This window comes from Streptomyces sp. NPDC004647 (assembly GCF_040609575.1).
Classification (GTDB): domain Bacteria; phylum Actinomycetota; class Actinomycetes; order Streptomycetales; family Streptomycetaceae; genus Streptomyces.
The window spans coordinates 1-26847 of the sequence record NZ_JBEXKU010000016.1; the positions used below are offsets into that span (position 1 = coordinate 1).

30 protein-coding genes are annotated in these 26847 nt (G+C 70.3%); 18 read left to right on the forward strand and 12 right to left on the reverse strand.

What is annotated here, in order from left to right; genetic code table 11:
* Nucleotides 1-180: 180 nt before the first annotated feature.
* Nucleotides 181-1167 (reverse strand): hydroxyacid dehydrogenase, encoded by a 987-nt coding sequence (locus ABZW18_RS09565; protein WP_356184720.1) that lies wholly within the window; start codon nucleotides 1165-1167, stop codon nucleotides 181-183.
* 271 nt (nucleotides 1168-1438) lie between these two features.
* Here ABZW18_RS09565 and ABZW18_RS09570 point away from each other — a divergent pair, with 271 nt between their 5' ends.
* On the forward strand, nucleotides 1439-2302 hold the full coding sequence (locus ABZW18_RS09570; RefSeq protein WP_356184499.1) for a chitosanase: 864 nt from the start codon (nucleotides 1439-1441) through the stop codon (nucleotides 2300-2302).
* A 106-nt stretch (nucleotides 2303-2408) separates the two neighbouring features.
* Here the strand turns inward: ABZW18_RS09570 and ABZW18_RS09575 are convergent, their stop codons facing one another.
* The 7 genes from ABZW18_RS09575 to ABZW18_RS09605 form a co-directional block, all read right to left on the reverse strand.
* Complete coding sequence (locus ABZW18_RS09575) at nucleotides 2409-3827, reverse strand: nucleobase:cation symporter-2 family protein (RefSeq protein WP_356184502.1); 1419 nt, start codon at nucleotides 3825-3827, stop codon at nucleotides 2409-2411.
* Between the two features lie 523 nt (nucleotides 3828-4350).
* Nucleotides 4351-5727, reverse strand: coding sequence for an 8-oxoguanine deaminase (locus ABZW18_RS09580; protein ID WP_356184504.1), 1377 nt, complete (start codon nucleotides 5725-5727; stop codon nucleotides 4351-4353).
* A 142-nt stretch (nucleotides 5728-5869) separates the two neighbouring features.
* Nucleotides 5870-6826 carry a factor-independent urate hydroxylase gene (gene pucL, locus ABZW18_RS09585; RefSeq protein ID WP_356184506.1) on the reverse strand — a complete coding sequence of 319 codons (957 nt, stop codon included), beginning with the start codon at nucleotides 6824-6826 and terminating at the stop codon, nucleotides 5870-5872.
* Nucleotides 6827-6833: 7 nt separating this feature from the next.
* The gene (gene uraH / locus ABZW18_RS09590; protein ID WP_356184509.1) at nucleotides 6834-7238 is read right to left on the reverse strand and encodes a hydroxyisourate hydrolase; all 405 of its coding nucleotides are present in this window, start codon (nucleotides 7236-7238) and stop codon (nucleotides 6834-6836) included.
* Complete coding sequence (gene uraD, locus ABZW18_RS09595) at nucleotides 7235-7750, reverse strand: 2-oxo-4-hydroxy-4-carboxy-5-ureidoimidazoline decarboxylase (protein WP_356184512.1); 516 nt, start codon at nucleotides 7748-7750, stop codon at nucleotides 7235-7237. Before uraD ends, uraH begins: the two co-directional genes overlap by 4 nt.
* Nucleotides 7751-7944: 194 nt before the next feature.
* Nucleotides 7945-8316: a helix-turn-helix domain-containing protein gene (locus tag ABZW18_RS09600; RefSeq protein WP_356184515.1), complete on the reverse strand. Its 372-nt coding sequence runs from the start codon at nucleotides 8314-8316 to the stop codon at nucleotides 7945-7947.
* On the reverse strand, nucleotides 8313-8564 hold the full coding sequence (locus ABZW18_RS09605) for a hypothetical protein (protein WP_356184517.1): 252 nt from the start codon (nucleotides 8562-8564) through the stop codon (nucleotides 8313-8315). Before ABZW18_RS09605 ends, ABZW18_RS09600 begins: the two co-directional genes overlap by 4 nt.
* Before the next feature lie 134 nt (nucleotides 8565-8698).
* Here ABZW18_RS09605 and ABZW18_RS09610 point away from each other — a divergent pair, with 134 nt between their 5' ends.
* From ABZW18_RS09610 to ABZW18_RS09625, 4 genes are all read left to right on the forward strand, one after another.
* Nucleotides 8699-9550 carry a TIM barrel protein gene (locus ABZW18_RS09610; protein ID WP_356184519.1) on the forward strand — a complete coding sequence of 284 codons (852 nt, stop codon included), beginning with the start codon at nucleotides 8699-8701 and terminating at the stop codon, nucleotides 9548-9550.
* 221 nt (nucleotides 9551-9771) lie between these two features.
* Nucleotides 9772-10698, forward strand: a complete 927-nt coding sequence (locus ABZW18_RS09615) for a 2-hydroxy-3-oxopropionate reductase (protein WP_356184521.1) — start codon at nucleotides 9772-9774, stop codon at nucleotides 10696-10698.
* Nucleotides 10695-12494 carry a glyoxylate carboligase gene (gene gcl / locus ABZW18_RS09620; protein ID WP_356184524.1) on the forward strand — a complete coding sequence of 600 codons (1800 nt, stop codon included), beginning with the start codon at nucleotides 10695-10697 and terminating at the stop codon, nucleotides 12492-12494. The genes ABZW18_RS09615 and gcl overlap by 4 nt, the downstream gene beginning before the upstream one ends.
* A 247-nt stretch (nucleotides 12495-12741) precedes the next feature.
* A complete protein-coding gene (locus ABZW18_RS09625; RefSeq protein ID WP_356184527.1) occupies nucleotides 12742-13494 on the forward strand; it encodes a hypothetical protein in 753 nt (250 codons plus the stop codon).
* Nucleotides 13495-13766: 272 nt separating this feature from the next.
* On the opposite strand, the gene ABZW18_RS09630 is transcribed toward ABZW18_RS09625, so the two are convergent.
* Together ABZW18_RS09630 and ABZW18_RS09635 are read right to left on the reverse strand one after the other, a co-directional pair.
* Entirely contained in the window at nucleotides 13767-15389 is a 1623-nt protein-coding gene (locus ABZW18_RS09630; protein ID WP_356184530.1) for an AMP-binding protein, read from the reverse strand.
* Nucleotides 15386-17071 carry an AMP-binding protein gene (locus ABZW18_RS09635; protein ID WP_356184532.1) on the reverse strand — a complete coding sequence of 562 codons (1686 nt, stop codon included), beginning with the start codon at nucleotides 17069-17071 and terminating at the stop codon, nucleotides 15386-15388. Before ABZW18_RS09635 ends, ABZW18_RS09630 begins: the two co-directional genes overlap by 4 nt.
* Before the next feature lie 90 nt (nucleotides 17072-17161).
* On the opposite strand from ABZW18_RS09635, the gene ABZW18_RS09640 reads away from it, so the two are divergent.
* The 3 genes from ABZW18_RS09640 to ABZW18_RS09650 all read left to right on the forward strand — a co-directional run bounded on the left by ABZW18_RS09640 (nucleotide 17162) and on the right by ABZW18_RS09650 (nucleotide 19151).
* Complete coding sequence (locus ABZW18_RS09640) at nucleotides 17162-18052, forward strand: helix-turn-helix transcriptional regulator (protein WP_356184535.1); 891 nt, start codon at nucleotides 17162-17164, stop codon at nucleotides 18050-18052.
* Between the two features lie 108 nt (nucleotides 18053-18160).
* The gene (locus tag ABZW18_RS09645; RefSeq protein ID WP_356184537.1) at nucleotides 18161-18826 is read left to right on the forward strand and encodes a HemK2/MTQ2 family protein methyltransferase; all 666 of its coding nucleotides are present in this window, start codon (nucleotides 18161-18163) and stop codon (nucleotides 18824-18826) included.
* Nucleotides 18798-19151: a CDGSH iron-sulfur domain-containing protein gene (locus ABZW18_RS09650; RefSeq protein ID WP_356184540.1), complete on the forward strand. Its 354-nt coding sequence runs from the start codon at nucleotides 18798-18800 to the stop codon at nucleotides 19149-19151. The genes ABZW18_RS09645 and ABZW18_RS09650 overlap by 29 nt, the downstream gene beginning before the upstream one ends.
* On the opposite strand, the gene ABZW18_RS09655 is transcribed toward ABZW18_RS09650, so the two are convergent.
* Nucleotides 19125-20150 (reverse strand): iron-containing redox enzyme family protein, encoded by a 1026-nt coding sequence (locus ABZW18_RS09655; RefSeq protein WP_356184543.1) that lies wholly within the window; start codon nucleotides 20148-20150, stop codon nucleotides 19125-19127. The two genes, ABZW18_RS09650 and ABZW18_RS09655, sit on opposite strands and share 27 nt — an antisense overlap.
* Complete coding sequence (locus tag ABZW18_RS09660; protein WP_356184545.1) at nucleotides 20147-21349, reverse strand: glutamate--cysteine ligase; 1203 nt, start codon at nucleotides 21347-21349, stop codon at nucleotides 20147-20149. The genes ABZW18_RS09655 and ABZW18_RS09660 overlap by 4 nt, the downstream gene beginning before the upstream one ends.
* A gap of 242 nt (nucleotides 21350-21591) precedes the next feature.
* Between ABZW18_RS09660 and ABZW18_RS09665 the strand changes: the two genes are divergently transcribed.
* Genes ABZW18_RS09665 through ABZW18_RS09710 form a run of 10 tightly spaced genes read left to right on the forward strand, consistent with a single transcriptional unit; the run spans nucleotide 21592 to nucleotide 26770 of the window.
* A complete protein-coding gene (locus ABZW18_RS09665; protein ID WP_356184547.1) occupies nucleotides 21592-21900 on the forward strand; it encodes a gas vesicle protein in 309 nt (102 codons plus the stop codon).
* Between the two features lie 34 nt (nucleotides 21901-21934).
* A complete protein-coding gene (gvpJ, locus tag ABZW18_RS09670) occupies nucleotides 21935-22387 on the forward strand; it encodes a gas vesicle protein GvpJ (RefSeq protein WP_356184549.1) in 453 nt (150 codons plus the stop codon).
* Nucleotides 22388-22392: 5 nt separating this feature from the next.
* Nucleotides 22393-23157: a GvpL/GvpF family gas vesicle protein gene (locus tag ABZW18_RS09675; protein ID WP_356184551.1), complete on the forward strand. Its 765-nt coding sequence runs from the start codon at nucleotides 22393-22395 to the stop codon at nucleotides 23155-23157.
* Nucleotide 23158: 1 nt separating this feature from the next.
* A complete protein-coding gene (locus ABZW18_RS09680) occupies nucleotides 23159-23413 on the forward strand; it encodes a gas vesicle protein GvpG (RefSeq protein ID WP_356184554.1) in 255 nt (84 codons plus the stop codon).
* A gap of 18 nt (nucleotides 23414-23431) precedes the next feature.
* Nucleotides 23432-24046 (forward strand): histone protein, encoded by a 615-nt coding sequence (locus ABZW18_RS09685; RefSeq protein ID WP_356184557.1) that lies wholly within the window; start codon nucleotides 23432-23434, stop codon nucleotides 24044-24046.
* Between the two features lie 6 nt (nucleotides 24047-24052).
* Entirely contained in the window at nucleotides 24053-25021 is a 969-nt protein-coding gene (locus tag ABZW18_RS09690; RefSeq protein ID WP_356184559.1) for an SRPBCC family protein, read from the forward strand.
* A 27-nt stretch (nucleotides 25022-25048) separates the two neighbouring features.
* The gene (locus tag ABZW18_RS09695; RefSeq protein ID WP_356184723.1) at nucleotides 25049-25387 is read left to right on the forward strand and encodes a gas vesicle protein; all 339 of its coding nucleotides are present in this window, start codon (nucleotides 25049-25051) and stop codon (nucleotides 25385-25387) included.
* The gene (locus tag ABZW18_RS09700; protein WP_356184562.1) at nucleotides 25384-26265 is read left to right on the forward strand and encodes a GvpL/GvpF family gas vesicle protein; all 882 of its coding nucleotides are present in this window, start codon (nucleotides 25384-25386) and stop codon (nucleotides 26263-26265) included. Before ABZW18_RS09695 ends, ABZW18_RS09700 begins: the two co-directional genes overlap by 4 nt.
* A complete protein-coding gene (locus ABZW18_RS09705; protein WP_356184563.1) occupies nucleotides 26265-26495 on the forward strand; it encodes a gas vesicle protein in 231 nt (76 codons plus the stop codon). The genes ABZW18_RS09700 and ABZW18_RS09705 overlap by 1 nt, the downstream gene beginning before the upstream one ends.
* A complete protein-coding gene (locus ABZW18_RS09710; RefSeq protein ID WP_356184566.1) occupies nucleotides 26492-26770 on the forward strand; it encodes a gas vesicle protein K in 279 nt (92 codons plus the stop codon). The genes ABZW18_RS09705 and ABZW18_RS09710 overlap by 4 nt, the downstream gene beginning before the upstream one ends.
* Nucleotides 26771-26847: the final 77 nt, after the last annotated feature.

Sequence of the window (26847 nt, forward strand, 5' to 3'; positions counted from 1 at the left end):
GGCAGCCGGCTGCGCGGCGGACCCCGATGCCGCTGCCGATACCGGTGCCGAGGCATGCGCCGACGGCGAAGCGCCGGACCGCTGGGCCGCAGGCCACCGGCCGCACCGGCCACGGCGTTCACCGGCACCGCGACGTTCACCGATATCCGCGACATTCAGGGGGCGTCGGCGCGGGGCTTCTCAAGCCGAGCGGTCCAGCAACCCAGGGTCCACCCCGTGAACGAAGGGCAGGCCCCGGGCGTACAGCTCCAGTTCGTCAACCGCCGCGTCGGCCAGCCGCCGCAACTCGGCGCCCAGAGAGCCCGCCAGATGCGGCGTCAGCAGTACGTTCGGCAGGTCGTACAAGGGTGATTCGGCCGGCAGGACCTCGGGGTCCGTGTGGTCGAGTACGGCGTGCAGGCGCCCGGAGACGAGCTCCTCGGTGAGCGCCGCGGTGTCCACGAGCGAACCGCGCGCGGTGTTGATGAGCGTGGCGCCATCCGGCATGAGGGCGAGCCGCGCCGCATCGAAGAGGTGCCGGGTGCCGGGGAGTTCGGGCGCGTGGATGCTCACCACATCGCTGCTCCGGGCCAGTTCGTCGAGACCGGCCGCTTCCACGCCCAGTCCGGAGGCCTCCGCCGGGTCCAGGTACGGGTCGTGCACCAGCACCCGCAGGTCGAACGGGCGGAGCAGCTCGATGACCCGGCGGCCGATCCGGGAGGCGCCGACGATGCCCACGGTGCGGCGGTAGTTGCCGATGCCGGGGAAGCTCCGCAGCACATTCACCCGCCCGCGCTCCGCGCTGTAGGCCCGGGCTGCGGCCAGTACACGCTTGTTGGAGAAGAGGACCGCGGCGACCGTGTACTCGGCCACGGGGAGGGCATTGGCGGCGGCCGCGCTGGAGACGAGGAGGCCGCGCTCCCACGCGGCGGCGGTCACATGGTGTCTGACCGTGCCCGCGGCGTGGACGACGGCCCGCAGCCGCGGCATACGGGCCAGCGCGTCGGCGGTCAGCGGCGGGCAGCCCCAGCCGGTGAACAGCACTTCGGCCGAAGCGAGTGCCTTGACGGCGACGGGGTCGGGGCAGCCGAAGTCGGTGACGAGGAGCCCGGTGTCCACCTCGGCAGAGCGGCGGAGCCGCTGCACGGTGGCTGCCTCGAGAAGGGCGTCGCGGGTCTCCGCGGTCATGGCGAGGACGGTGTACGGGCGTCTGATCACCTGTGGCTCCAGGGGTTCACTCGAAACCAGCCCGATCGCAGCAATTCGCCTCGCGACGACCGGATATGACGAGGCATCAGTCCGGGATGACGGCGCCGGGCGCCCGGCCCTCGCAGCCCGAGGCCCGGCTCACGATCGAATCGCGTTGATGGGTGTACGTCAACGCGGCAACCTGATAGGAAAGCTTCCTAACGATTGCTCTCCACCGGCAACTACCCCCCATCCGGAGGACTGAGGACATATGAGAACCCGCTCCATAGGCAAGGGGCTTCGCCCCATGACCCGCGTCGCGCTCGGGCTGGCCCTGCTCGCCGTGCCGGCCACCGCGGTTGCCACCACAGCCGGACCCGCGGAGCAGCAGAAGCAGGCCTCGCAGGCACCGGCGGCACAGTCGGCGGACGGGCTCGACGATCCCGCCAAAAAGGACATTGCGATGCAGCTGGTCTCCAGCGCGGAGAACTCCTCGCTGGACTGGAAGGCGCAGTACAAGTACATCGAGGACATCGGCGACGGCCGCGGCTACACGGCGGGCATCATCGGCTTCTGTTCCGGCACCGGCGACATGCTGGACCTGGTGGAGGCCTACACCGACGCCAAGCCGGGGAACGTCCTGGCGAAGTACCTGCCCGCGCTGCGCGAGGTGGACGGCAGCGACTCGCACGAGGGCCTGGACCCGGACTTCACCGGCGACTGGAAGAAGGCGGCCCAGGATTCGGCCTTCCGGAAGGCCCAGGACAAGGAGCGGGACCGGGTCTACTTCAACCCCGCGGTCAGCCGGGCCAAGCAGGACGGCGTGGGCACGCTCGGCCAGTTCGCGTACTACGACGCCATCGTCATGCACGGCGGCGGCACTGACTCGACGAGCTTCGGCTCGATACGCGAGAAGGCCCTGGACAAGGCCGAGCCGCCGGCTCAGGGCGGTGACGAGGTGAAGTACCTCAACGCGTTCCTCGACGCCCGGGTCTGGGCGATGAAGCAGGAGGAGGCGCACAACGACACCAGCCGGGTCGACACCGCGCAGCGCGTGTTCCTCAGGAAGGGCAACCTCGACCTGGACACGCCGCTGGACTGGAAGGTCTACGGCGACAGCTTCCACATCGACTGACCCGCGCCCGGATCACCGAGGCCGCTCGCGGGAGAGTCCCGCGAGCGGCCTCGGCGCCTTCCCGCCGCGTTTTCCCACCGCGTTCCGGTTGTCGTTCGGCCGTGGCTCAATGGACGGTGGCGGCGGCGGGCTCCCCCGCATCCGCGGAAGCACCTGTCCCGCCGGGCACCGGCGCGCCGCTCTCGCCGGAATCCGCTTTACTCCCCAGGTGGTTGAAGAGCAGGTTCAGCACGATCGCCGCCACGCAGCCCGTACTGATGCCGGAGTCCAGGATCACCAACAGGTCGTCCGGGAAGGCGTGGTAGAAGCCGGGTGCCGCGATCGGGATCAGTCCGACGCCGACCGACGCGGCGACGATCAGGGCGTTCTCGCCCTTCTCCATCGCCGCCGAGGCCAGGGTCTGGATACCGCTGGCGGCGACCGAGCCGAAGAGCACGACGCCCGCGCCGCCCAGCACCGGCAGCGGTACGAGGGCGATGACCGACGCGGCCAACGGGCAGAGGCCGAGCAGGATGAGGATCCCGCCGCCGGTGGCGACGACGTAGCGGCTGCGCACCTTCGTCATGGCGACCAGGCCGATGTTCTGCGCGAAGGCGCTGCACGCGAAGCCGTTGAAGACCGGGCTGATGGCGGTGCCCAGGGTGTCGGCGCGCAGACCGCCCTCGATGGTCCGCTCGTCCGCCGGGCGGTCGACGATCCGGCCGAGCGCGAGCATGTCCGCGGTGGATTCGGTCATGCAGACCAGCATCACGATGCACATCGAGACGATCGCGGCCGCCTCGAACTGCGGTGCGCCGAAGTGGAAGGGGGTCGGGAAGCCGATCAGACCCGCGTCCTCGATGGTGCCGAAGTCCGTCATGCCCAAGGGGATGGCGACGATTGTTCCGGCGACCAGGCCGAGGAGGATGGCGATCTGCTGGAGGAAGCCGCGCAGCACCTTGCGCAGCAGCAGCACGATGGCGAGCGTCAGGGCGGCCATGCCGATGAACTTCGGCGATCCGTAGCCCTCGGCCGCGGGGTCACCGCCCTGGGACCAGTTGAAGGCGACCGGCAGCAGGGAGACGCCGATCAGCGTGATGACCGTGCCGGTGACGACCGGCGGGAGGAACCGTACGAGTCTGCAGAAGTACGGGGCGAGGACGAAGCCCAGCAGACCCGCCACGATGACCGCGCCGAAGATGATCGGCAGGGCGTTCTCGGGACTCTGGGCCTTGCCGATGGCGACCATCGGGGTGACACCGGCGAAGGAGACTCCGTTGACGAACGGCAGCCGGGCGCCGATCTTCCAGAAACCTATCGTCTGCAGCAGTGTGGCCAGACCCGCGGTGAACAGGCTCGCGCCCATCAGGAACGCGGTCTCGGAGGCGTTCAGGCCGACGGCGGGCCCGAGGATCATGGGCGGGGCCACCACGCCCGCGTACATCGCGGCGACGTGCTGGAGGCCGCTGGTGACCAGCTTGAAGGGCGGAAGGGTGTCGTCGACCGGATGCCTGTCCCGGGCGGGGGCGTGCTGGTCCCCCGGCACGGTGACCGGGTGCGCTGCTGCGCCTGCGTCTGCGTCCTTCTCTGCGTCTGCGTCTGCCTCTGCGTCTGCGTCTGCGTGAAACCTGGGCTTTGCTGCCACGGCGGTTCCCTCCGGTCGGTTGCACGTCACCGGACGCGACGTGGTTTTCAGGAGGTGGTGCGAAGTGATGCCTGGTGCTCTTCTCACCCCGCCCGGGGGCGCGGACTTGGTGTCCGCGCCCCCGAACGCGGCTGCTACGGGCCCCGCTCGGGTCCGTAGCCTCCGGCAGGGAAGCCGTCCCCTCCCTGCCGGGTGCCGGTGCGTGGCGCGCGCCTCCGGTGCGTGCCCGGAGGCGCCGACCCTCGGAGGCGTCAGCCCTCGGGGGCGTCAGCCCTCGGAGGCGCCGACCCTCGGGGGGCGTCAGCCCTCGGAGGCGCCGACCCTCGGGGGCGTCAGCCCTCGGAGGCGCCGACCCTCGGGGGCGTCAGCCTTCAGATGCGTCGCCCCTCGTCGGCGCCGCCCCTCGGAGGCGTGACCGTCGGTGTCACCCCTCGTCGGCGATACGCGCCAGCCGCTGGGCCTCCTCCCGCGCGCCGCGCGCGACGGCGTCCTCGTCGACCGTCGTGAGGTGGCCGTCCTCGACGACCGGCTCGCCGTTGATGAGCGACAGGGTCACCGGGGCCGCCGCGCCGAGGACCAGCGCCGCGACCGGGTCGGCGATCGAGGAGTGGCCGATGCCGTCGAGTTTCCAGAGCACGAGGTCGGCGAGCTTGCCCGCCTCGATCGAGCCGATCTCGTCCGCCCGGCCGAGGACCTGCGCGCCACCGTACGTACCCAGGCGCAGCGCCTGGCGGGCGTTCAGGGACCTCTCGCGGTGGGGGCCGAGGCGGTTGATGAGGAGGGCGTTGCGCAGCTCGGTGTGCAGCTCGCCGGACTCGTTGGAGGCGGTGCCGTCCACGCCCAGCCCGACGGGGACTCCGGCGGCGAGCATGTCCGGGACGCGGGCGATCCCGGCGGCCAGGCGGGCGTTGGAGGACGGGCAGTGGGCGACGCCGGTGCGGGTACGCCCGAAGGCCTCGATGTCGGAGTCGTTCATATGGACGCAGTGCGCCATCCACACGTCCTCGCCGAGCCAGCCGGTGGACTCGAAGTAGTCGGTCGGGCCCATGCCGAACAGCTCCTTGCAGAACTGCTCCTCCTCGACGGTCTCCGAGCCGTGCGTGTGCAGCCGTACGCCCTTGCGCCGGGCCAGCGCCGCGGCCTCGCGCATCAGGTCCGTGGAGACCGAGAAGGGCGAGCAGGGGGCGGCCGCGATGTGCAGCATCGAGCCGAAGGAGGGGTCGTGGTAGGTGTCGATCGCGGCTTCGGTGGCGAGCAGCGCGGCCTCAGTGGTCTCGACCGCGAAGTCGGGCGGCAGACCGCCGTCCGACTTCCCGCGGTCCATGGAGCCGCGGGTCGCGGTGAAGCGCACACCCATCTCGGCGGCCGCGCCGACCTCGGCCGCGAGCAGATCGCCGACGCCACGGGGGAAGACGTAGTGGTGGTCCATGGTGGTGGTGACGCCGCCGCGGACCATCATCGCCAGGGAGCCGCGGGCAGCCGCGTGGACCATCTGCTCGTCGATGCGCGACCAGATCGGATAGAGCGCGACCAGCCAGTCGAAGAGGTTGGCATCCTGGGCGAGGCCGCGGGTGAGCCACTGGTAGAAGTGGTGGTGGGTGTTGACCAACCCGGGGGTGACCAGGTGTCCGGTGCCGTCGACGCGCCGGACGACGGCTTCGAGGTTCTCGGGGGCCTTGCCCGCGCCCACCGATTCGATGCGGTTGTCCGCGACGACGACGTGGCCCGAGGCGTACTCGGTGTCGTTCGGGTCCACGGTCGCGATGGCGCAGTTCTCGATGACGATGCGCTGAGCCGCCATGTCAGGTTCCTCGTTCTTCCCTCTGGAGGAGCGGACCCGGGGTCGGGCGGGGTAACGACCGGTCCGCAGTGCTCTGTTGTGCAGTTGCCCCGCGTCCCCCTGTTCCTGACACCGGCGCGCGCGTCGGGGGTAGGGCAGGTTGCTACAGGTTGGTCAGGTCCACCGGGATCCGCGGCTCTGCGCCGTCGCGCAGGACGGACCCCTCGATCAGGCCGTACGGGCGGTCGGCCGCGAAGTACACGGCCCCGTCCGGGGTGTCGTTCTTCAGGCCGAACGGCTCCAGGTCGACCAGGAAGTGGTGCTTGTTCGGGAGTGAGAGGCGGATCTCCTCGATCTCGGGACGGCCGTCGATGACCCGGGAGCCCATCTCGTACAGCGTCTGCTGGAGGGAGAGGCTGTAGGTCTCGGCGAAGGCGTGCAGCAGATGGCCGCGCGCCTGCGCGTACGACTCGTCCCAGCCGGGCATCGGCTCCTCGCCACCGGCCCAGCCGTACCGCCAGCGGGCGTGCACCTCGGTGGCCAGGACACGGTCGTACGCCTCCTGGAGGGTGGTGTACTCGTCCTTCACATAGCCCCAGAACTCCGAGTCGGTGGAGTTCAGGACGGTGAGGTCCTTGAGGCCGGCCACGACCTCCCACCGCTCGCCGTCGAAGGTGATCTGGGCGGTACGGGTCTCCTGCCCCTTGCGGACGAAAGAGTGCTCGGGCTGGTCGGCGCCGGGGAGATGGGGACCGGCGCCGGAGGGCTCGATCCGCTCCCAGGCGTACTCCTCGATGCGGATACGGGCTTGCTTGATCGGCTCCTGGCTGGTCACGAAGTGGCGGGCCAGATGGATGCCGAACTGCTCGGCCGACTCGATGCCGTGCTTCTTGGCGAAGGCGTACACGGTGTTCTTGGTCGTGTCGGTGGGCAGCACATGGGCGTTGCTGCCGGAGGTGTGCACCTCGTCCATGTCGCCGGAGAGGGCGACCGAGACGTTGAGGTCCTTGATGTGGTGGGTGCCGCCGTTCCGCGTGACCCTGACGACGCGGTTCTCCGCTTTGCCGTACTGGTTCTGGCCCAGGACCACCGGGCGGGCGGGCGGCAGAGAAGGTGACATATCGGTGCTAGCTCCCTCGGTATACGGAGTAGCCGAACGGGTTGAGCAGCAGCGGCACGTGGTAGTGCTCCCCCGGCTCGACGGCGAACGTGATCGCCACCTCCGGGAAGAAGGCTCCGCTGTCCCTTGCGCGGGGGGCGTCCTGCTGTTCCTCGGCTTGCTGACGCGAGCTGTGCTGATGTGCGAAGTACGGCTCGACCGCGAAGAAGAGCCGTACGTGGGTCGTGCCCTCCGGCGGAGCCGGGAGGTCCTTGCAGCGCCCGTCCGCGTCGGTCCTGGAGGTTCCGTACGCGGTCCAGGCGCCGTCACGGCCCCGTCGTACGGACAGCTCGACGGCGACGCCCTCGGCGGGACGTCCGGCACTGGTGTCCAGGATGTGCGTGGAGACCGAAGCGGTGGTGTCGCTGCTCATGCTGCGGGTCCTTCATCTGCGAGGCGGGCCAGCCGGATGCGGTTGATCCTGCCCAGTTGCTCCCGGACGGTCTCGCGCTCCTCTTCCGGCGTGTTGCCGAGCCGGTCACGGACCGCGTCCCGCATCTGCTCTCCGGTCAGGCCGGTGGCGCAGATCAGGAAGACATGCCCGAACCGCTCCTGGTAGGCCAGGTTGAGTTCCAGCATCTCCGCCCGGAGCTCCTCGGAGGCTCCGGCCATCCCGCTCTGTTCACGGGAGGAGGTCGGGTCGCCCGGCTTCGGCCGGCCGATCGGCGGGTGCCCCGCCATGGCTTCGGCCAGGTCCTCCGCGGTGAGCCCGGCCATGGCGGCGTCGCTCGCCGCGAACAGGTCCCCGGGTGTGGCGTACGGGCGCCGGGCGAGCACCCCGTTCCCCCACGCCGTACTGGCGCAGACCGCGTGCAGCGCGGCTCGTGCCACGCTGTCCTGAGAGGTGTTGAACCGGGTGAGGCCCGGCGGGGAAGTCGACGTCACGGGTGCCTCCGTGGCCTGATGCCCAGTGCGGTCCGGTCCGGCCGATCATGCCGGGCACCACACAGCTAACGCCCTGCACCGAGATTTCGTCAACACTTTGTTGAATCAATCGTGCGGACGGCACCCCGCAACGCCCGGACGGCGCTGGCGCCCATGGCCCACCGTCGCACGCGCCCCGACGTGGCGTTCCGGCCTCAGCCCTCGCCCTTTTCCCTGTTCAGGTAGTTGTAGACGGTGAAGCGGCTGACCCCCAGGGCCCCGGCCACCGTCTCCACGCCATGCCGTACGGAGAAGGCGCCGCGCGCCTCCAGCACCCGGACGACCGACTGCTTCGTCTTCCGGTCCAGTTCCGAGAGCGGCACGCCGTGTCGGCGCTGCAGTTCGGCGAGGATGTGGTCGAGCGAGTCCGACAGATGGGGCAACCGTACGGCCAGCAGGTCCCGCCCCTCCCAGGCGAGGACGACATCGTCACCCTGGGCGAGCTCCGGGGCGAGCATCTCGCCGCCCATGGCGTCGACGAGCGGCTTGACCGCCGCGATGAACGGGTGGTCGCCGGGCCCGGTCATCCGTCGCCCTCCCCGATCACATTGAGCTGCATCGAGACCCGGGTGGCACCTGCCTCCAGGGACTTGCGCAGCAGCTCGTCCACCGCGGCCAGCACGGCCCCGGCCGGCCCCTCGGCGGTGTTGCCGAACGGGCCCACGTCCACGGCGTCCAGCCCGGCGGCCGATACGACCTCACGCGCGACCACCGCATGGGGCGGGGGCTCGTCGAGGTCGAACGGCTCGGTCGTGAATTCCACCCTCAGTCTCACGCCCACAACCTACTGCGCCCCCTCCGGACCGCGACATCCCAGGAGCCCGCAGCCCCTCTTGACAGTCAGCACGAGCCCCTGCACGCTTTCCATTAAGCAGAATAAACTTTCCGCAATATGGAAGGAGCGCACTCGTGGCCCTCCCAGAGGCAGGCAGCGCGGACCGGCGCTTCGATGTGAATCTCTCGATCCTCTTCACTGAGCTCCCCCTCCTCGAGCGTCCGGCCGCGGCCGCGGAGGCCGGCTTCACGGCGGTCGAGCTGTGGTGGCCATGGGTCGGCTCACCCACCCCGGAACAGGCCGAACTCGACGCCCTGGGGGATGCGTTGAACGACTCCGGCACCCAGCTGGTGGGGCTGAACTTCTACGCGGGACAGCTGCCGGGGCCGGACCGCGGCGCGCTGTCGTCGCCCGGTGAGGAGTCGGACCGTTTCCGGGCGAACATCGACGTCGCCGCGGACTTCGCGCAGTCCGTGGGCTGCACGACGCTCAACGCGCTCTACGGCAATCGCGTCGAGGGCGTGGAGCCGGCGGTCCAGGACCGCCTGGCGCTGGACAACCTGGTCCTGGCGGCCCGCGCTGCCGACCGGGTGGGAGCGACCCTGCTCATCGAGGCGCTCAACCGGCCCGAGTCGCCGCTGTATCCGCTGGTGAGCGCCCCGGCGGCGATCGACGTCGTGGACCGGGTGAACGCGGCCTCCGGGCTCGGCAACACCAAGTTCCTGATGGATCTGTACCACCTGTCGATGAACGGCGAGGACCTGTACGAGGTCATCGACCGCTACGCCGACAGGACCGGGCACGTACAGATCGCGGACAACCCGGGCCGCGGCGCCCCCGGTACGGGGTCACTTCCGCTGGGCGAGCTCCTGGAGCACCTGACGAAGGCCGGCTACGACGGCTGGGTCGGTCTGGAGTACAAGCCCGACGGCCCGAGCGCCGACTCCTTCGACTGGCTGCCGGGCGGTTCCCGCGCGGCGCGCTGACATCTGACGTCGTCACACCGGCCGAGGGCCGCCGACCGCTCCGCGGCCGGACGGGCCCGTGACCCGACGGGCCCGTGACACGAGGCGTCACGCCCCTGCCCACGAGCCGACGGGCCTGTCCTGTGCCCGGTCGGCGACCCGCTACGCGGCCGACGACCTGACCGGCCCTCGACACGAGGCATCACGCCCGCCCTGCCCACGAACCTCATCGAGAGGACGCCATGAGCACCACCGCCCAAGCCCCCACGCCACAGCCGAAGATCGCCTGGATCGGACTCGGAATCATGGGCTCCCCCATGGCCGAGAACCTGATCAAGGCCGGCTACCCGGTCACCGGCTACACCCTGGAGCAGGACAAGCTGGACCGGCTCGTCGCAGGCGGCGGCACCGCCGCCGCGTCGACGGCCGAGGCCGTCAAGGACGCCGACGTCATCATCACGATGGTCCCTGCCTCCCCGCAGGTCGAGGCCATCGCGTACGGCGACGACGGCATTCTGGCCAACGCCAAGCGAGGCGCCCTGCTGATCGACATGTCCTCGATCACCCCGCAGACCTCGATCGACCTGGCCGAGGCCGCGGCCGCGAAGGGCATCAACGTCCTGGACGCGCCCGTCTCCGGCGGCGAAGCCGGTGCGGTCGAGGCCGTACTGTCGATCATGGTCGGCGGCGAACAGGCGGACTTCGACCGGGCCGAGCCGATCTTCGAGGCCCTCGGCAAAACCATCGTCCTGTGCGGCCCGCACGGCTCCGGCCAGACGGTGAAGGCCGCCAACCAGCTGATCGTCGCCATCAACATCCAGGCGGCGGCCGAGGCCGTGGTCTTTCTGGACAAGTCCGGCGTGGACCTCGCCGCCGCGCTCGACGTACTGAACGGCGGCCTGGCCGGGTCCACCGTGCTGACCCGGAAGAAGGCCAACTTCCTGGCGCGCGACTTCACCCCGGGCTTCCGTATCGACCTGCACCACAAGGACATGGGGATCGTCATCGACGCGGCCCGCACTGTCGGCGCCGCCCTCCCGGTCGGCGCGGTCGTCGCCAATTTGGTGGCCTCGCTGCGTGCCCAGGGCGACGGCGGCCTGGACCACTCCGCGCTGCTGCGCGGCGTCGAGCGTCTCTCCGGACAGAAGGCCGAGGGCACAGCGTCATGACCGCGCAGAAGCAGCAGACGAAGACTCAGGCACAGGCACAGACGCAGACGCAGGAGCAGGAGCAGCAGCCGTACGCGACCGGTACGAAGATGCCCGCCATGCGAGCCGCCGTCCAGATCATGAAGGACGAGGGCGTCGACATCGCCTTCGGCTGTCCCGGCGCCGCGATCCTGCCGCTCTACAAGGCGATGGAAGAGGTCGGCGGCATCGAGCATCTGACGGTCCGCCACGAAGAGGGCGCGACCCACATGGCCGACGGCTGGGCCCGTACGAACGGCCGGGTCGGCGTCGCCATCGCCACCTCGGGACCGGGGGCGACCAACTTCATCACCGGCCTCTACACCGCGCAGGCCGATTCCATCCCGATGGTGTGCATCACCGGCCAGGCCGTCTCCCCCAAGCTGCACCAGGAGGCGTTCCAGGCGGTCGACATCGTCGAGATCGCGCGTCCGGTCACCAAGTGGGCCGTGCAGATCAAGGAGGCGGCGCAGATTCCGTGGGCCTTCCGGGAGGCCTTCCGGATCGCCAGGGAGGGCCGCCCCGGGCCGGTCCTGATCGACATCCCGGTCGACATCGCCCGGCGCGAGATCCGGTACGACGCCTCGATCGACACCAGGCTGCCGGTGGAGATCCCCAAGCCGCACCCGCCGCGCGTCGAGGCCGCCCTCGACCTGCTGCTGGCGGCCCGTAAGCCGCTGATCCTGGCGGGCGGTGGCGTCATCCTCGCGGACGCCGCGGACGAGCTGCGCAAGCTGGTCGAGTATCTCCATGTGCCGTTCCAGGTCACCCTGATGGGCAAGGGCGTCATCGAGGACGATCACGAGCTGAACCTGGGCACGACCGGTATCCAGACCTCGCAGCGCTACGCCAATGCCTCCTTCCTGGAGTCGGACTTCGTCCTCGCCGTCGGTGCCCGCTTCGGCGACCGCCATACCGGCGCGAACATCGACGTCTACAAGGGCGACCGCACCTTCGTCCATGTCGACATCGAGCCGACCCAGCTCGGCAAGGTCATCGAGCCGGACCTGGGCATCGTCTCCGACGCCGGGCTCTTCCTGAAGGCGCTGCTGGACGCCGCGAAGAGGCGCCGCGCCACGGCCGGTGTCCCCGACTGGGTGGCGCGCTGCCAGGAGCTCAAGCGGACCCTCGTGCGCAAGGAGGACTTCGACTCGGTCCCGGTCAAGGCCCCCCGGGTCTACAAGGAGATCAACGAGATCTTCGACGAGGACACCTACTTCGTCACCGCGATCGGCCTCTACCAGATCTGGGGCGGCCAGCATCAGAAGGCCCACAAGCCGCGCCGCTACCAGGTCTGCGGCCAGGCCGGCCCGCTCGGCTGGGAGGTACCGGCCGCGATCGGCGTCAAGAAGGCCCTGGAAGGCATGGGCAGGGGCGGCACCGAGGTCGTCGGCATCGTCGGCGACTACGGATTCCAGTACATGGTCGAGGAGCTCGCCGTCGCGGCGCAGTACAACGTGCCGTATGTGCTGATCATGCTCAACAACGAGTACCTGGGCCTCATCCGCCAGGCCTCGATCGGCTACGACATGAACTATCAGGTCGACATCCACTACGACGAGCACGGCACCGACAACGTGAAGCTGATGGAGGCGTACGGCTGTTCCGGCCGCCGCGTCATCGACCCCGCCGACATCCGTTCGGCCATCGAGTGGGCCCGCAAGGAGGCCGTCTCGACCTCACGCCCGGTGCTCGTCGAGATCCTGATCGAGCGCGAGGCCAACACTCCGCACGGCCCGGACATCGACGCCGTCAAGGAGTTCGAGCCCGAGGCGTAGCGACCCGCCGGGCCTCACCCAAAGTTTCCAGGCGGCAGCGCTGACACATGTCCTGTCGCGCCCAAGCGCCGCCGCCTGGAACCCACTTCGAACCCACTTCAACGACCTATTGATGCTGTTCGAGGCGAATTCACCCGTGCAAGAACGAAGTCGCATGCGAACATATGAGCCGACCACTCCCCAAGGTCTCGCGCTTGGTGGAGCATGGGAGCGAACAGCCCTCCTACGGAACGTGCTGGAGCCGAACATGGCAGAGAGCGTGCCGGTGCGGTGCCCGGCGTGCCGCCGCGAGCACTGCTTCACCCCGTCCACCTTCCCCTGCGCCTGCGGCGCTCCGCTGACCCTTCCCGTACAGCGGGGAGCGCAGCCGGAGCCGTTGCGGCACCACACCTGGGACGAAGCCTGGGTGACGGTCCGCTGCCCGTCGTGCGCCCGTAAGGACCAGTGGCCGCAACCCGAACTGGGCTGTCCCTGCGGCACCATCATCCGGCTCCCGGTGGCCCAGCTGCCGGAAGAGCCGCTGCCCAGGACCACGGCCTCCGGCGTGAGCAGCACGGGCCTGGGCGGCCACGGAACCACGACGCAGGCACAGTCCTCGGCCGTGCTGCGCCCCGCCTTCCGCCCGGTCACGATCCGTACGAGCCGGGACGCGGTCACCGCGGCGGCGCAGTACCTGAAGTGGCTCGGCTTCACGAACGTGCTGCGGGCCGAGGAGCCCGCGCCGTCGGGCGTGGACCTGCGCGGCCCGGGCATCGTCGCGCAGGTGGACCCCACCACCCGGCCGTCCACCGTCCGCGATGTCGAGTGCCTCTGGCTCAACGGCCTCAACTCCTCGGCGGAGAGCGTCTTCTTCTCACTGGCCGGCTACTCCCGCCAGGCGCGGCTACGCGCCGATGACCTGCATATACCGCTCTTCGTCATGGACCTGACGGGCACGCCGCAGCCGGTCAACGACGCGGCGGACGACCTGATCCGCATGGGCGCCCAAGGCACGCCCTAGCTGTATTGATCACCATCCTGCACATCTGGAAGTGCCACGGCCCCAACGGCGAGCCCGAGCCCGGCGGCCCGCAGCGTTCGCAGAGCGAACCAACTGGGGCGTGCACCCGCGCTCCGTACCGAAGTCATTCCTGGTCAGGGTAGGCCCGCGTGGCCACCCTGTGTGATGGGAAAACCGAACTCGCCACCCTGACTACCGAGTTCGCACAGCAGCCTGGTCCGGATCAGGTGCTGGCAGGAGCCGGCCCGGAACAACCCACCCGCCCCCCAGTCTCAGGCCCAGGCGAGCTGCTCGGCGAACCGCTCGCGCAGCTCCACCTTGCGCACCTTGCCGCTGACCGTCATCGGGAAGACCTCCAGCACCTGGAGATAGCGCGGGACCTTGTAGTGCGCGAGCCGGCCCCGGCAGTAGCGGGCGAGCTCGTCACGGGTGAGGGGCTGGGCCGGGTCGCGTAGGACGACACAGGCCAGTATCTCCTCGCCGTACTTCTCGTCCGGCACGCCGACCACCTGCACATCGGCGATCTTGGGGTGCGTGTAGAGGAACTCCTCGATCTCGCGGGGATAGACGTTCTCGCCGCCCCGGATGATCATGTCCTTGATCCGGCCGACGATCTGCACATAGCCGTCCGTACGCATCACCGCGAGGTCGCCCGTATGCATCCAGCGACCGGCGTCGATCGCCTCCGCCGTCCTCTCCGGCTCCTGCCAGTAGCCGAGCATCACGCTGTACCCGCGGGTACACAGCTCGCCGGGCTCGCCGCGCTGGACCGTCACCCCGGTCGCCGGGTCGACGACCTTCACCTCGATGTGCGGCAGCACCCGGCCGACCGTTCCCGTACGCCGCTCGAGGTCGTCCTCGCGCCGGGTCTGCGTCGATACGGGTGAGGTCTCCGTCATGCCGTAACAGATGGAGACCTCCGCCATGTGCATCTCGGCGACGACCCGCTTCATCACCTCGGCCGGGCAGGGCGATCCGGCCATGATCCCGGTGCGCAGCGAGGACAGGTCGTACGTCGCGAAGTCGGGCAGGTTCAGCTCGGCGATGAACATCGTCGGCACGCCGTAGAGCGAGGTGCAGCGCTCGCGCTCTACCGCGTTCAGCGTGGCCGTCGGGTCGAAGCCGGGCCCCGGGATCACGATGCAGGCGGCGTGGCTGGTGGCCGCCAGATTGCCCATCACCATGCCGAAGCAGTGGTAGAAGGGCACCGGGAGGCAGATCCGGTCCTGCTCGGTGTAGCCGACCATCTCCCCCACCCAGTAGCCGTTGTTGAGGATGTTGTGGTGGGAGAGGGTGGCGCCCTTGGGGAAGCCGGTGGTGCCCGAGGTGTACTGGATGTTGACCGGGTCGTCGCAGCTCAACTCGGCGGCGCGGGCCGCCAGGCGCTCGCGCGGCACCTGCTTGCCCGCCGAGACGAGCCCGTGCCAGGTCGGATCGTCGATGTAGACGACATCGCGCAGCGCGGGGCAGTCGGCGCGGACCTGCTCGACCATCCGCCGGTAGTCGCTGTCCTTGTGCGCGGTGGAGGAGACCAGTACCTCGATGCCGGCCTGCTTCAGCACGTACGCCAACTCGTGCACCCGGTAGGCCGGGTTGATGTTGACCATGATCGCGCCGATCCGGGCGGTGGCGTACTGGACGAGCACCCATTCGGGGCAGTTGAGTGCCCAGATGCCCACCCGGTCACCCTTGTGGACGCCCTTGGCGATCAGGCCGAGGGCGACGTCGTCGACGGCCCGGCCGAACTCCGCGTATGTCCAGCGGCGCCCGGACGGGACGTCGACCAGCGCCTCGCGGTCGGGGTGTGCGGCGATGGCCCGGTCCAGGCTGATGCCGATCGTGTCACCGAGCAGCGCGCCCTTGCCGGTGCCACTGCTGTAGGAGAGCTCGGTCATGCGGGGTCCCCTTCGCGGTATTCGGCGGTGCTTCCCTGAGCAGTACGCTCGCGCAGCTCGATCCGGCGGATCTTGCCGGACACGGTTTTGGGGAGTTCGGCGAACTCGATGCGCCGTACGCGCTGGTACGGCGCCAGAATCTTCCGGCAGTGCGCGAACAGGAGATTCGCGGTCTCTGGTCCCGGTTCCCATCCCTCGGCGAGCACGATGTACGCCTTGGGCACCGCGAGCCGCAGCGGGTCGGGCGCCGGAACGACCGCGGCCTCGGCGACCGCCTCGTGCTCCAGCAGCGCGCTCTCGAGCTCGAACGGTGAGATCTTGTAGTCGGAGGCCTTGAAGACGTCGTCGGCCCGCCCGACGTAGGTGATGTAGCCGTCGGTGTCGCGGGAGCCGATGTCGCCGGTGCGGTAGTAGCCGCCCGCCGTGGCCTCGGCGGTGCGCTCCGGATCGCCGTGATAGCCCGTCATCAGGCCGACGGGAGGGCCGTAGGAACCGCCGGACAGGTCGAGACAGATCTCGCCCTCGTCGCCCGGCTCGCCGGTGGACGCGTCCAGCAGCGCGACGGCGAAACCGGGGGTGGGCCGCCCCATGGAGCCGGTCTTCAGGGGCTGACCGGGGGTGTTGGCGACCTGCACGGCCGTCTCGGTCTGCCCGAAACCGTCCCGTACGGTCACTCCCCAGGCTTCCCGTACCCGCTCGATGACCTCGGGGTTGAGCGGTTCTCCGGCGGCCACGACGTCGCGTGGAGGGGTGCGGAGCCGGGTGAGGTCGGCCTGGATGAGCATCCGCCAGACGGTCGGCGGGGCGCAGAAGGTGGTGATCGCGCAGCGGTCCATCTCCGCCATCAGCCGGGCGGCGTCGAAGCGCGTGTAGTTGTGGATGAAGACGGTCGCCTCGGCGTTCCAGGGGGCGAAGAGATTGCTCCAGGCGTGCTTGGCCCAGCCGGGCGAGGAGATGTTGAGATGCACGTCCCCGGGGCGCAGCCCGATCCAGTACATCGTCGCCAGATGGCCGGCCGGATAGGACAGGTGGGTGTGCTCGACGAGCTTGGGCCTGGCGGTGGTGCCGGAGGTGAAGTAGAGCATCAGGGGGTCGGTGGCGAGGGTGGGCCCGTCCGGCTCGAACAGGGCGGGCTGCTCGTACGCGTCCTCGTACGCCTGCCGGCCGGGGCCCGCGCCGCCGACGGAGATCCGGGTGTACTCCCCCGGCACGTCGTCGAACTTCACGGTGTCCTCGGCCCGTACGACCACATGCCGGGCGCCGCCGCGCTCGACGCGGTCCGCCAGGTCGAGCGGGCCGAGCAACGGGGTCGCGGGGATGACGACGGCGCGCAGCTTCATCGCGGCGAGCGCGGTCTCCCACAGCTCGACCTGGTTGCCGAGCATGACGACGATCCGGTCGCCGGCCCGTACGCCCTGCGCGCGCAGCCAGTTCGCGACCTGGTTCGATCTTTCGGACATTTCGGCGAAGGTGAGCCGCTGCTCGCTGCCGTCCTCCTCGACGATGTGCAGGGCGGGGCGGTCGTTGCCCTCGGCGATCCGGTCGAACCAGTCGAGCGCCCAGTTGAAGCGCTCCGGGCGGGGCCAGCGGAAGCCCGCGTAGGCCTCCGCGTAGTCCTCCCGGTGCCGCAACAGGAAATCCCGGGCCTCCCGGAACTCCTGCGTCGCACTGGTTACCGCCATCTGTCCTCCTCATTGCCGACCGCTCACCTAGCATCGTGTAATCAGTGACCTGGGTCTCACTACCCCCGGACGGGGGTGAAGGGGGTGGCCGTGGCGCAGACGGGCGAAGCGGTTGAGGTACGAGCGGCGCTGCTCAGCCTGCGCCGCACCAGCGGGCTGCCGATCGCCTTCGGCGGACTGCTGGAGGACAACCGGCAATTGCGGATCGGCGAGTTGAGCGGGGCGAGGACGGGGGCGCTGCGCGGTCTGATGGTGGCGACGGGCAACGGACTGGGGGGCAAATCGGTCGCCCTGACCCGGCCGGTGGCGGTGGCGGACTATCAGTCCTCGCGCACGATCAGCCATGAGTACGACGCCGCGGTGGGGGCGGAGGGACTGCGGGCCGTGCTGGCGGTGCCGGTGGTCGTACGGCGCCGGGTGCGCGGTGTGCTCTACGGCGCGCTGCGGGAGCCGATGCCGCTGGGCGACCGCACCCTGTCGGCGGCGGTGGAGACGGCCCGCGAGCTGGAACAGGCGCTGGCCGTACGGGACGAGGCCCAGCGGCTGCTGGCGGCCCACCCCGCCCCGGGGCGCTCACCGGCCGGCACGGCGGGTACAGCCGCGTGGGAGGAGGTCCGGGAGGCGCACGGGGAACTGCGGGCACTGGCGCCGCGGGTGGCCGACCCGGCGCTGCGCGAGGAGGTCCTCTCCGTATGCGGCCGGCTCGCGGCGGCGGCCGGTGCGGACGGAGGCCCGGCGGTCTCCGGCGGCCCGCGGTCCTCCGGGCCCGGGGCGCGGGCGGCGGACGTACGGCTCACGCCGCGCGAGTTGGACGTGCTGTCCTGCGTGGCTGCGGGGGCGACCAATGCGAGCGTGGCGGCCGCGCTGGGCCTGCGCCCGGAGACGGTGAAGGGCTATCTCCGCGCGGCCATGCGCAAACTGGGCGCGCACACCCGCCTGGAGGCGGTGGTCACGGCCCGCCGCGGGGGGTTCCTGCCGTAGCTTCGCCGCGCGGCGGCGGGCCGGCCGCTGGAGGCCCGCGCCGGGGCGGTGGTGCGGTCGTTCGAAATGGGACCGTTTGACCCCGGGCGGGGGAGGTACTCGGGGTCGGTGTTGCTGGTCAGACCTCCGGGGGTCTATCCGCCCCAGGGCGATTCCCATCTGTTGCGGGACGCCCTGACGAATGCGGCCCTCCCCCCGGGGGCGGCGGCCCTGGATGTCTGTACCGGTACGGGCCTGCTCGCCGTCGCCGCGGCGCGTCTGGGCGCGGGACAGGTGTCAGCCGTGGACATCTCCGCATCGGCCGTCCTGGCTGCCCGGTGCAACGCATGGCTGCGCCGGCTCCCCATCAGGGTGCACCACGGAGACTTCCTCTCCTGCGCAGCGGGGCGCCGGTACGACGTGGTCACGGCGAACCCGCCCTACGTACCCTGCCCCCGCCACGCCGCCTGGAGCACGAGAAGGGCCCGCTCCTGGGACGCCGGGGAGGACGGCCGTTGGTACCTGGACCGGCTCTGTGCGGCGGCACCACACCTGCTGAAGGCCAACGGCATGCTCCTGATGGTGCATTCCGCCCTGTGCGGACCCGCCGTGACCGTACGGATGCTGCGCGACACCGGCCTCAAAACGTCCGTCGTGGCCCGTCGCCGCCAACCCTTCGGCCCCGTCCTTCTCAGCCGCGCCGGATGGCTGGAGGACCAGGGCCTCATCGCCCCCGGACAGCGGGAAGAGGAGCTGGTGGTCATCCGTGCCGACCGCGTCCCGTCCCCATCCTGAACACCCCGCGCCGGACCGGCGCGGCGGCTGCGCCGCCCGAGACCGGGAACCGCGCAGGGTCATCATCGAACCGGGCGGACCGACGCTCGTGGAAGGGCCGGTCGAGGTGGTGCTGCCCGACGGCCGTACGGTCACCTCCGACCGGTTCATGGTCGCCATCTGCACCTGCAGGCGCAGCGGTAGCTACCCCTGGTGCGACACCAGCCACCGGCGGCGGACCCACACCGGCCAGGAAGCGGCCACCGGCCCGGAAACTGCCCGGAGCACGGTCACCTCACGGCAGGCGGAGCCGGAGCGATCACGGCAAAGGGAGCCGGAGCGATGACGACCCACCGCTCCATGCCTCGAGCAGCCGGCGGCCGAGGTGGTCCTCCAGCAGCTCCGTCGCCTGCATGCCCAGCACCACGTCCCCGGCCAGATCCGGATCGCCGGCCAGCAGATCGGCGATCACGTCGTGGCGCATGATCTGCTCGTGCACCGCGTCCGCTTCGATGTGCTCGCTGTAGAAGTGGACGCACGCCTCGGGCGCCTCCATGCGCCGCAGGGCGCGGACCATACGCCGCGCGCTCGGCGCGGTGGTGATCTCGGCCGCCGCGAAGTGCCCGACCAACGCGCCGCGCAGGGCACGGTGGAGGCCGAACAGGGACATCATGTTGACGATCGCCATGGACGGCGCGGGCACGGCGTCCAGATAGTGCAGATAACCGGTCTCCAAGCCGGCCCCCGCCAGAAGGTCGGCGTAGAGCCGGGAGTGCATCCGCTCGGCCCGGCCACCACCGAATTCGTCGTACTCCACGGCGACCAGCGAGGCCTTGGCGCGTCCCTGCAGCCGGGGGATGACCCAGGCGTGCGGGTCGGCCTCCTTGAGGTGGTAGACCGACCGGTGCACCAGGTACTCGCGCATCTGCCACCACTCGCCGTGGTCGCACAGGTGGTGGGAGACGCCCGTGCCCCGTACCGGCTCCACCAGCAGCGCGTCGAGAGCGCTGTCGACATCGCGGCCTCCTGCCGTGCCGGAGCGCAGGGCGTCCAGGAAGACTCGTTCGGCCCGGCCTCGGAAGCACAGCAGTCCCGGTTCCCACTCCCAGGCGTCATCCACTCCGCGGAAGCCCCGGTAATGCAGTTCGTAGCAGAGCTGCAGCGCCAGATGCAGGTCCTCGCCGAAGGGGTCGCAGCGCTCGGTCGCCGGCAGGCGGGGGCCCGCGGTGAGCGGTGGCGGTGACCTCAGGGTGTCCAGGACCGCGGCCGACAACGGCCCCCGCGGCTCCGGTAGTACGGACGGACGCCCAGCAGCGGCCCGGTGGGAGACGGCGGTATCACTCACGGGAGTTCTCCTCGGTCGGGCGCGTCGGTCGACGGTGCGGCGGAGGCGGTCTCCCTCCGGCGCGGCGGGGAGTGACTGACGGAGGAATCGGTCTGCACGGCGAGAGAGCGCAGCGCCGCACCGATACCGCCGGCTGCTGCGGCCCGCTGCCGCTCGGCACCCGTGCCGCAGACGGCCAGCTCCGCCAGCTGCCCGCGGACGAAGGACAGGTCACCGGTTTCCTCCAATGCGGGGCGCACCTGTTCCACCAGCGCCTCGACCAGGTCGAGTGCGGGCACCTGACGCTCGTACCAGGGGTGCACAGCGGGCCCCCGCAAGCCGTACCGGGCTGCCGACCAGACGGCTGCGGCGGCCACCTGCTCGCGTACGGGCGGTGCCTCCCGCCCGGCGGACAGCGCAGCGAGCGCGGTGCGTACCAGGGCGCGTGACAGCGCCGCCTGGAGCAGCGCCTCCTCCACTGTCGCTGCGGCGTCCGCGGCTCGCATCTCGACGGTGGGGAATCGCAGGGAGGGCCGGGCCAGCCAGAAGCTCATCCTGGCGTCCACCAGGGAGCCGCAGTCGACCAGCCGCGCCAGTTCGTCCTCGTAGGCCGCGGCCGACGCGAAGTACGGGGGCACGCCCGAGCCGGGAAAGCGCGACTGTTCCACCATGCGCCAGCTCGCATATCCGGTGTCCCTGCCCTGGTGGAAGGGGGAATTGGCCGAGAGCGCGAGCAGGGTCGGCAGCCAGGGGCGCAGATGGTTGACCACCGCCACCGCTGTTTCCCTGTCGGGCACGCCGACGTGCACATGGCAGCCACAGACCTGGTAGTCGGCCACGATCCCGCCGTAGAGGTCGAGAATCTCCCGGAACCGCGCTCCCGAGGTCACCGGCGACCGTTCGCCCGGCAGCGGTGGTGTGCCGGACGAAATCAGCAGGGCGCCTGCCCGCTCCGCCGCCGCGGCCAGCCTCTCCCGGCCGAAGCGCGTCTGGGCGGCGAGCGCATCGAGTCCCCGGCACACCCCGGATGCGGCCTCGACCTGGCTGGACAGGAGCTCGTGCTTGAACTCGACGCCGTGTGTCCGGCCGGGCGTCCGCCGCACAGCGTCCAGGACTTCCGCTGCCCGCGGCACCAGGTGGCCGCCCGCCGCGTCCACCAGGAGGAATTCCTCCTCCACGCCCAGGGTCGAGGCCATGAGATCCACTGCCGACGAGGTCATCGCACCTCTCCTGTGCCACAGACAGCGAGTGGGGACGGAGTTCCCCCCGATGACCGCTCAAAACAGCGGGCCGCGTCCGTACTGAGCCCCGCGCGGGGGACGGACCGGGTCCGTACTGAGCCCCGCGCGGGGGACGGACCGGGTCCGTAGTGAGCGCGGCACGGAACTCACCCCTCGGTCGGCAACCCGGGTGGCCCAGCACAGCGGGCGCATGAGCCGGGCCCGTGATCACACTGGTTCACATGGTGGAGCAAGAGCGACGCTCGCGGTCAAAGCCCGCAACAGGGCGGTCACGCGTGGGCGGACCGGAAGAGGCGGCCGAGCAGGCCTGCCGACGGCTGTCCGGTCTGATCGGCCACCCCCCGGAAGGTGTCTCCGCCGTATGCCGGGCGGATGACGGCTGGCGCGTCAGCGTGGACGTTCTGGAGGTGCCCCGCATCCCCGACACCACCAGTCTGCTCGCCACGTACGAGGTGGAGATCGGCCAGGACGGTGATCTCGTCCAGTACCGCAGGGTCCGCCGCTACCGGCGCGGCGCGGCCGACGAATGACCGCTGCGTGCCCGCCCCCGAGAGGACTCCCGCCATGCAAACGACCACCACGTACTCCGACGAGGTCGTCTGCGTCCCGCGCGCAGGCAACCTCTATGACGTCCTGGAACTCATCCTCGACCGCGGAATGGTGATCGACGTCTTCATCCGGGTCTCCCTGGTCGGCATCGAGATCCTCAAGGTCGACGTACGCATCGTCGTAGCGAGTGTGGACACCTACCTCCGCTTCGCCGAAGCCTGCAACCGCCTCGACCTCGAGGCCGACACACGGAGCAGGACGGTCCCCGAGCTGTTCGGCGGGGGCGTCGGCGGGGGCGCGGCCAAGAGCATCAGCAAGCGGAAGGTCAAGAAGGCGGCTGCCTCCGTGGGGGACAAGGTCAAAAAGGCCGTCGGCTCCGGCGACGAGGACGAGGACGAGAGCAGGGAGTCCCGCCCGCGCCGCCGCAGCAGCACCGGAACCCGAAGCCGCCGCTCCGAGGAGGAGTGAAGTCCATGACCCCGCAGAGCGTGTACGTGTACGGAGTCATCCGTGCCGGCCACCCCGGTCCCCGCGGACGGGCCGGCGTGGGTGACCCCGCCGCCCCGGCCCGCCTGCTCCCGGTCGGCTCGTCGCTGGCGGCCGTCGTCAGTGACGCCCCCGAGGGGCTGCGCGCCCGCCGACGCGACCTGATGGCTCACCAGGAGCTGCTGATCGCACTCGCGGCGGACGGGCCGGTGCTGCCCATGCGGTTCGGCATGGTCTGCCAGAGCGAGTTCTCCGTGGTCCAGCAGCTGACCGCCGCCGAGAGCAGCCATCTGTCGGCGCTGGAGCGCCTCGACGGCCTTCAGGAGATGAATCTCAAGGCGCTGCCCGCACAGGGCTTCCTGGACGCCCTGATCCGCGAGGACGCGCTCGTACGGCGACTGCGCGAGGAGACCCGGCGCCGGCCCGGCTACGAGGCCAACGTCAGGCTCGGCGAGGCGGTGGCGGCGGGCCTGACACGCAGGGCCGCCGACGCGGCGGCGAAGCTGCTCGCGGAGCTCTCCGGGCTCTCCGCCGGAAGTACCCACGGGCCGGAGGTGGCGGGGTGCGTGCTCAACGCCTCGTTCCTCGTCGCCCGGTCGGAGACCGACCGGTTCCGTACGGCGGTGGAGCGGTTCGCTGCCGAGCATCAAGAGCGTGTGGAGCTGCGACTGACCGGGCCGCTGCCCTGCTACAGCTTCGTCGACTGCGACCCCCTCCCGCCCCCCGAGCGCCTCGTGCCGTCCGGAGCCTGACATGGGGCTGTTCACGGAGCTGCTCCTGCTGCCCCTGGCGCCCGTACGGAGCGTCATGTGGGTGGCGGAACGGCTGGCCGACGCGGCGGAGAACGAGCTCCACGACCCTGCGGCTCTCCGGGCTCAGCTCGCCGCCCTGAACCAGGCGCTGGAGGCAGGGGACATCGGCGTGGAGGAGTTCGAACGCGAGGAAGAACGACTGCTCGACCTGCTCGAGCTACGACAGCCGACCGGCCGTGCCCACGGCGCGAATTGACGAGGGGCTCTCTCACTCATGGACGACAGCACCAAAGCCGCCGTGGCGGCGGCGATCGTGGGCGGTTACGTCCTCGGTCGGACGAAGAAGGCGAAACTCGCGTTCGCGATCGCGACCTTCCTGGCGGGCCGCAAGCTCAGCCTGGATCCACAGGAACTCCTCAAAGCGGGCGTGAAAAAGCTCGGTGAGACGCCCCAGGGTGCCCAGTTGACGGAGCAGTTGACCGGTGACCTGATGAAGGCCGCTCGCTCCGCGCTCCAGGCGGCGGCCGACCGCAGCCTGGGATCGCTCGCCGACACCCTGCATGAGCGCACGCTTGCGCTGAGCGGCGAGGGTGAAGAGGCGGAGGAAGAAGAGGAAGAGCCAGAGGAAGAGCCGGAGGAAGAGGAAGAGGAAGAGGAGGAAGAAGAAGAGGGCGAGGAGGAGCCGCCCGCTCGCAAAGCTGAGAAAAAGAAGGGAACCGCGAAGAAAGCCGCAGCGAAGAAGGCCCCTGCGAAGAAGGCCGGCGCCAAGAAGACCGCAGGCAAGAAGGCCGCGGCCAAGAAGTCGGCAGCGAAGAAGTCGGCAGCGAAGAAGTCCGCCCCGTCCAAGAAGACCGCGGCGAAGAAGTCGTCCGCCGGTCGCCGGAGGTAGCCCGCCATGGCGAAGAAGGAGCAGGACACCACGGAAGACGGCGGTTCCGGACTCGACAGGCTGCGGAAGGAGTTCGGCGGATATCTGGAAGCGCAGTTGCAGAAGCTCGCCGATACTGCCGGCGGAAAAATGACGGACCTGACTTCAAGTCTCACCGATGTGGCCGACAACGGCGGAATGCTGAAGGGTGTGGGAGGCCGGATCCTCGGGGGCGAATCACCGGTGAAGGCATTCGTCGGGGAGAAGACCAAGAACGTGAAGGACAACGTCGTCGGGAAGGTCAAGGACGTCCTTGGCGGCGGGGGCGGCAGGAAGCCCAGTGACACCAAGGTCACCAACATCATCGAGGTGCTCGACATCGGCGTGCCGCTGCGTACCGCCTACGACAACTGGACGCAGTTCGAGGACTTCAGCAGCTTCATGAAGGGCGTGCGCAGTGTGTCGCAGTCCGACGAGATCGAATCCGACTGGAAGCTCAAAGTCGGTCCTTCGAACCGGAGTTGGAAAGCGACGGTGCTGGAGCAGATCCCCGACGACCGCATCATCTGGACCTCGGAGGGAGCCAAGGGCACCACCCGCGGGTGCGTCAGTTTTCACGAACTGACGCCGTCCCTCACCCGAATCGTCGTCGTGGTCGAGTACTACCCGTCCGGCTTCTTCGAGAAGACCGGCAATATCTGGCGGGCGCAGGGACGCCGCCTGCGGCTGGACCTCAAACTCTTCCAGCGGTACGTCACGCTGGCCGCCGACGAGGAGGTCGAAGGCTGGCGCGGCGAGATCCGCGACAGCGAGGTCGTCCGCACCCATGAGGAAGGCCTCGAGGAGGACGAGTACGAGGAGGAGGGCGAAGAGGCGGAAGAGCCCGAGGAAGAGGAGGAAGAGGAAGAGGAGGAAGAAGAGCCCGAGGAGGAAGAGCCCGAGGGCGAGTACGACGAAGAAGAGGACGAGGAAGAGGAAGACGAGGAAGAGGAGTGAGGTCGAGCAGTGACAGACCTGGACACCATGCGCATGGCCCCGGTGCAATCCGGGCCGACCACCTCCAATCTCGCCGACATTCTTGAACGCGTTCTCGACAAGGGCATCGTCATCGCGGGAGACATCAAGATCGACCTCCTCGACATCGAATTGCTGACCATCCGGCTCCGCCTGTTCGTCGCCTCCGTCGACACCGCGAAGAAGGCCGGCATCGACTGGTGGGAAACCGACCCCGCTCTCTCCTCCCGTGCCGCCCACAACGCCCTCGCCGACGAGAACCAGCGGTTGCGCGAGCGTATCGAGGCACTTGAGCCCGCCCCCGAGCCCAAGTCGCGGACAGCGGCCGAGAAGAGGCGCCGCACATGACCGCGACCTCCTGCCGCGCCGATTCCGCTACCGCCGCCACCGCCGGCGCGCCCGCCACCGCCACGTACGTGTATGCCGTCTGCCGCGACTGCGACCCGGCAGTCCTCGAGGGGCTGGCCGGACAGGGTGGCGGAAGCCCGGTCCGACTGCTGGCCGCGGGCTCCCTCACCGCCGTCGTGCAAGACGTGTCCGCCGAGGAATTCTCCGAATCGTCCTTGCAGCAGCGGCTGGCCGACCGTGACGAGCTCGAACGCTGCGCACGGGCGCACCACGCTGTGGTCACCGCGGCCGCCGCCGCCGGCCCGGCCGTCCCGCTGCCACTCGCCACCCTCTACCTCGGGGACGAGCGTGCCCGTACCGCTCTGCTCGAGAGCGAAGGGCAGTTTCGCGTCGCCCTGGAACGCATCGCGGGCCGCGTCGAGTGGGGCGTCAAGGTCTACGCTGTCCAGCCCCAGCCCCAGCCCCACCCCCAGCCGGTGCCCGCGGCTGCCCCGGCCCCGCCGACAGCGCGGGCGGCGGAGCGGCCGCCGAAACGGACGACCGCGCCCGAGCCCGGCGCCGGCCGCGCGTACCTGGACCGCGTACGAGGCCGGCAGCAGGCCCGCGAACTGCGGTACGACGCCGCCCTGCGCGCCGCGGAGACAGTGGACGCCACGCTGCGCGGGATCGCGGTCGCGGCCCGCCGGCTCCGTCCGCACGGGGCGGAGTCCACCGGGGACCGCCGCACCCAGGTTCTGAACGCCGCCTATCTGGTCGCCGCCGGCCGGGACCACGAACTGGCCGCCGCTCTCGAGCCGCTCCGCCAGGACACCGGCGTGCAGATCGAGATCTCCGGGCCGTGGGTTCCGTACTCCTTCACGGACGGGGGGACCGGCTGATGACCGCACTCCAGCCCGCCTGGGGAGAGGCCCCGGCAGAGGCCTTCGGACCGCTCGGCGTGCCTCTGGTGGATCTCCTGGACCGCGTCCTCGCCACCGGCGTGGTCATCAGCGGCGACGTGGTCATCGCGATCGCCGAGGTACCGCTCGTACGCCTCTCGCTGCACGCCCTGCTGTCATCGGTCAATGAACGCGTGCCCGCCCCCTGGACGGACGGGGGCCCGCTGTGACCCGCAACCGGCTCGATGTGGACGCCGACACCGTCGGGCGCGACCTCGTGGCACTGGTGCTCACCGTCGTCGAACTCCTCCGGCAGTTGATGGAGCGCCAGGCGATCCGGCAGGTCGAGGGAGGCGGTCTCACCGACGAACAGGTGGAGCGGATCGGGACGACCTTGATGCTGCTGGACGAGCGGATGGCCGAGTTGCGGGAGCAGCACGGGCTGCGCCCGGAGGACCTCAATCTCGACCTGGGTCCGCTGGGCACGCTGCTGCCCCGCGTCTGACCCGCCTCCGGCCCGGTCAGACCCGTCCGACCCCGGCGCTCTCGGCGCTCTCGGCGGCGTACGTCCGAGCCATCACC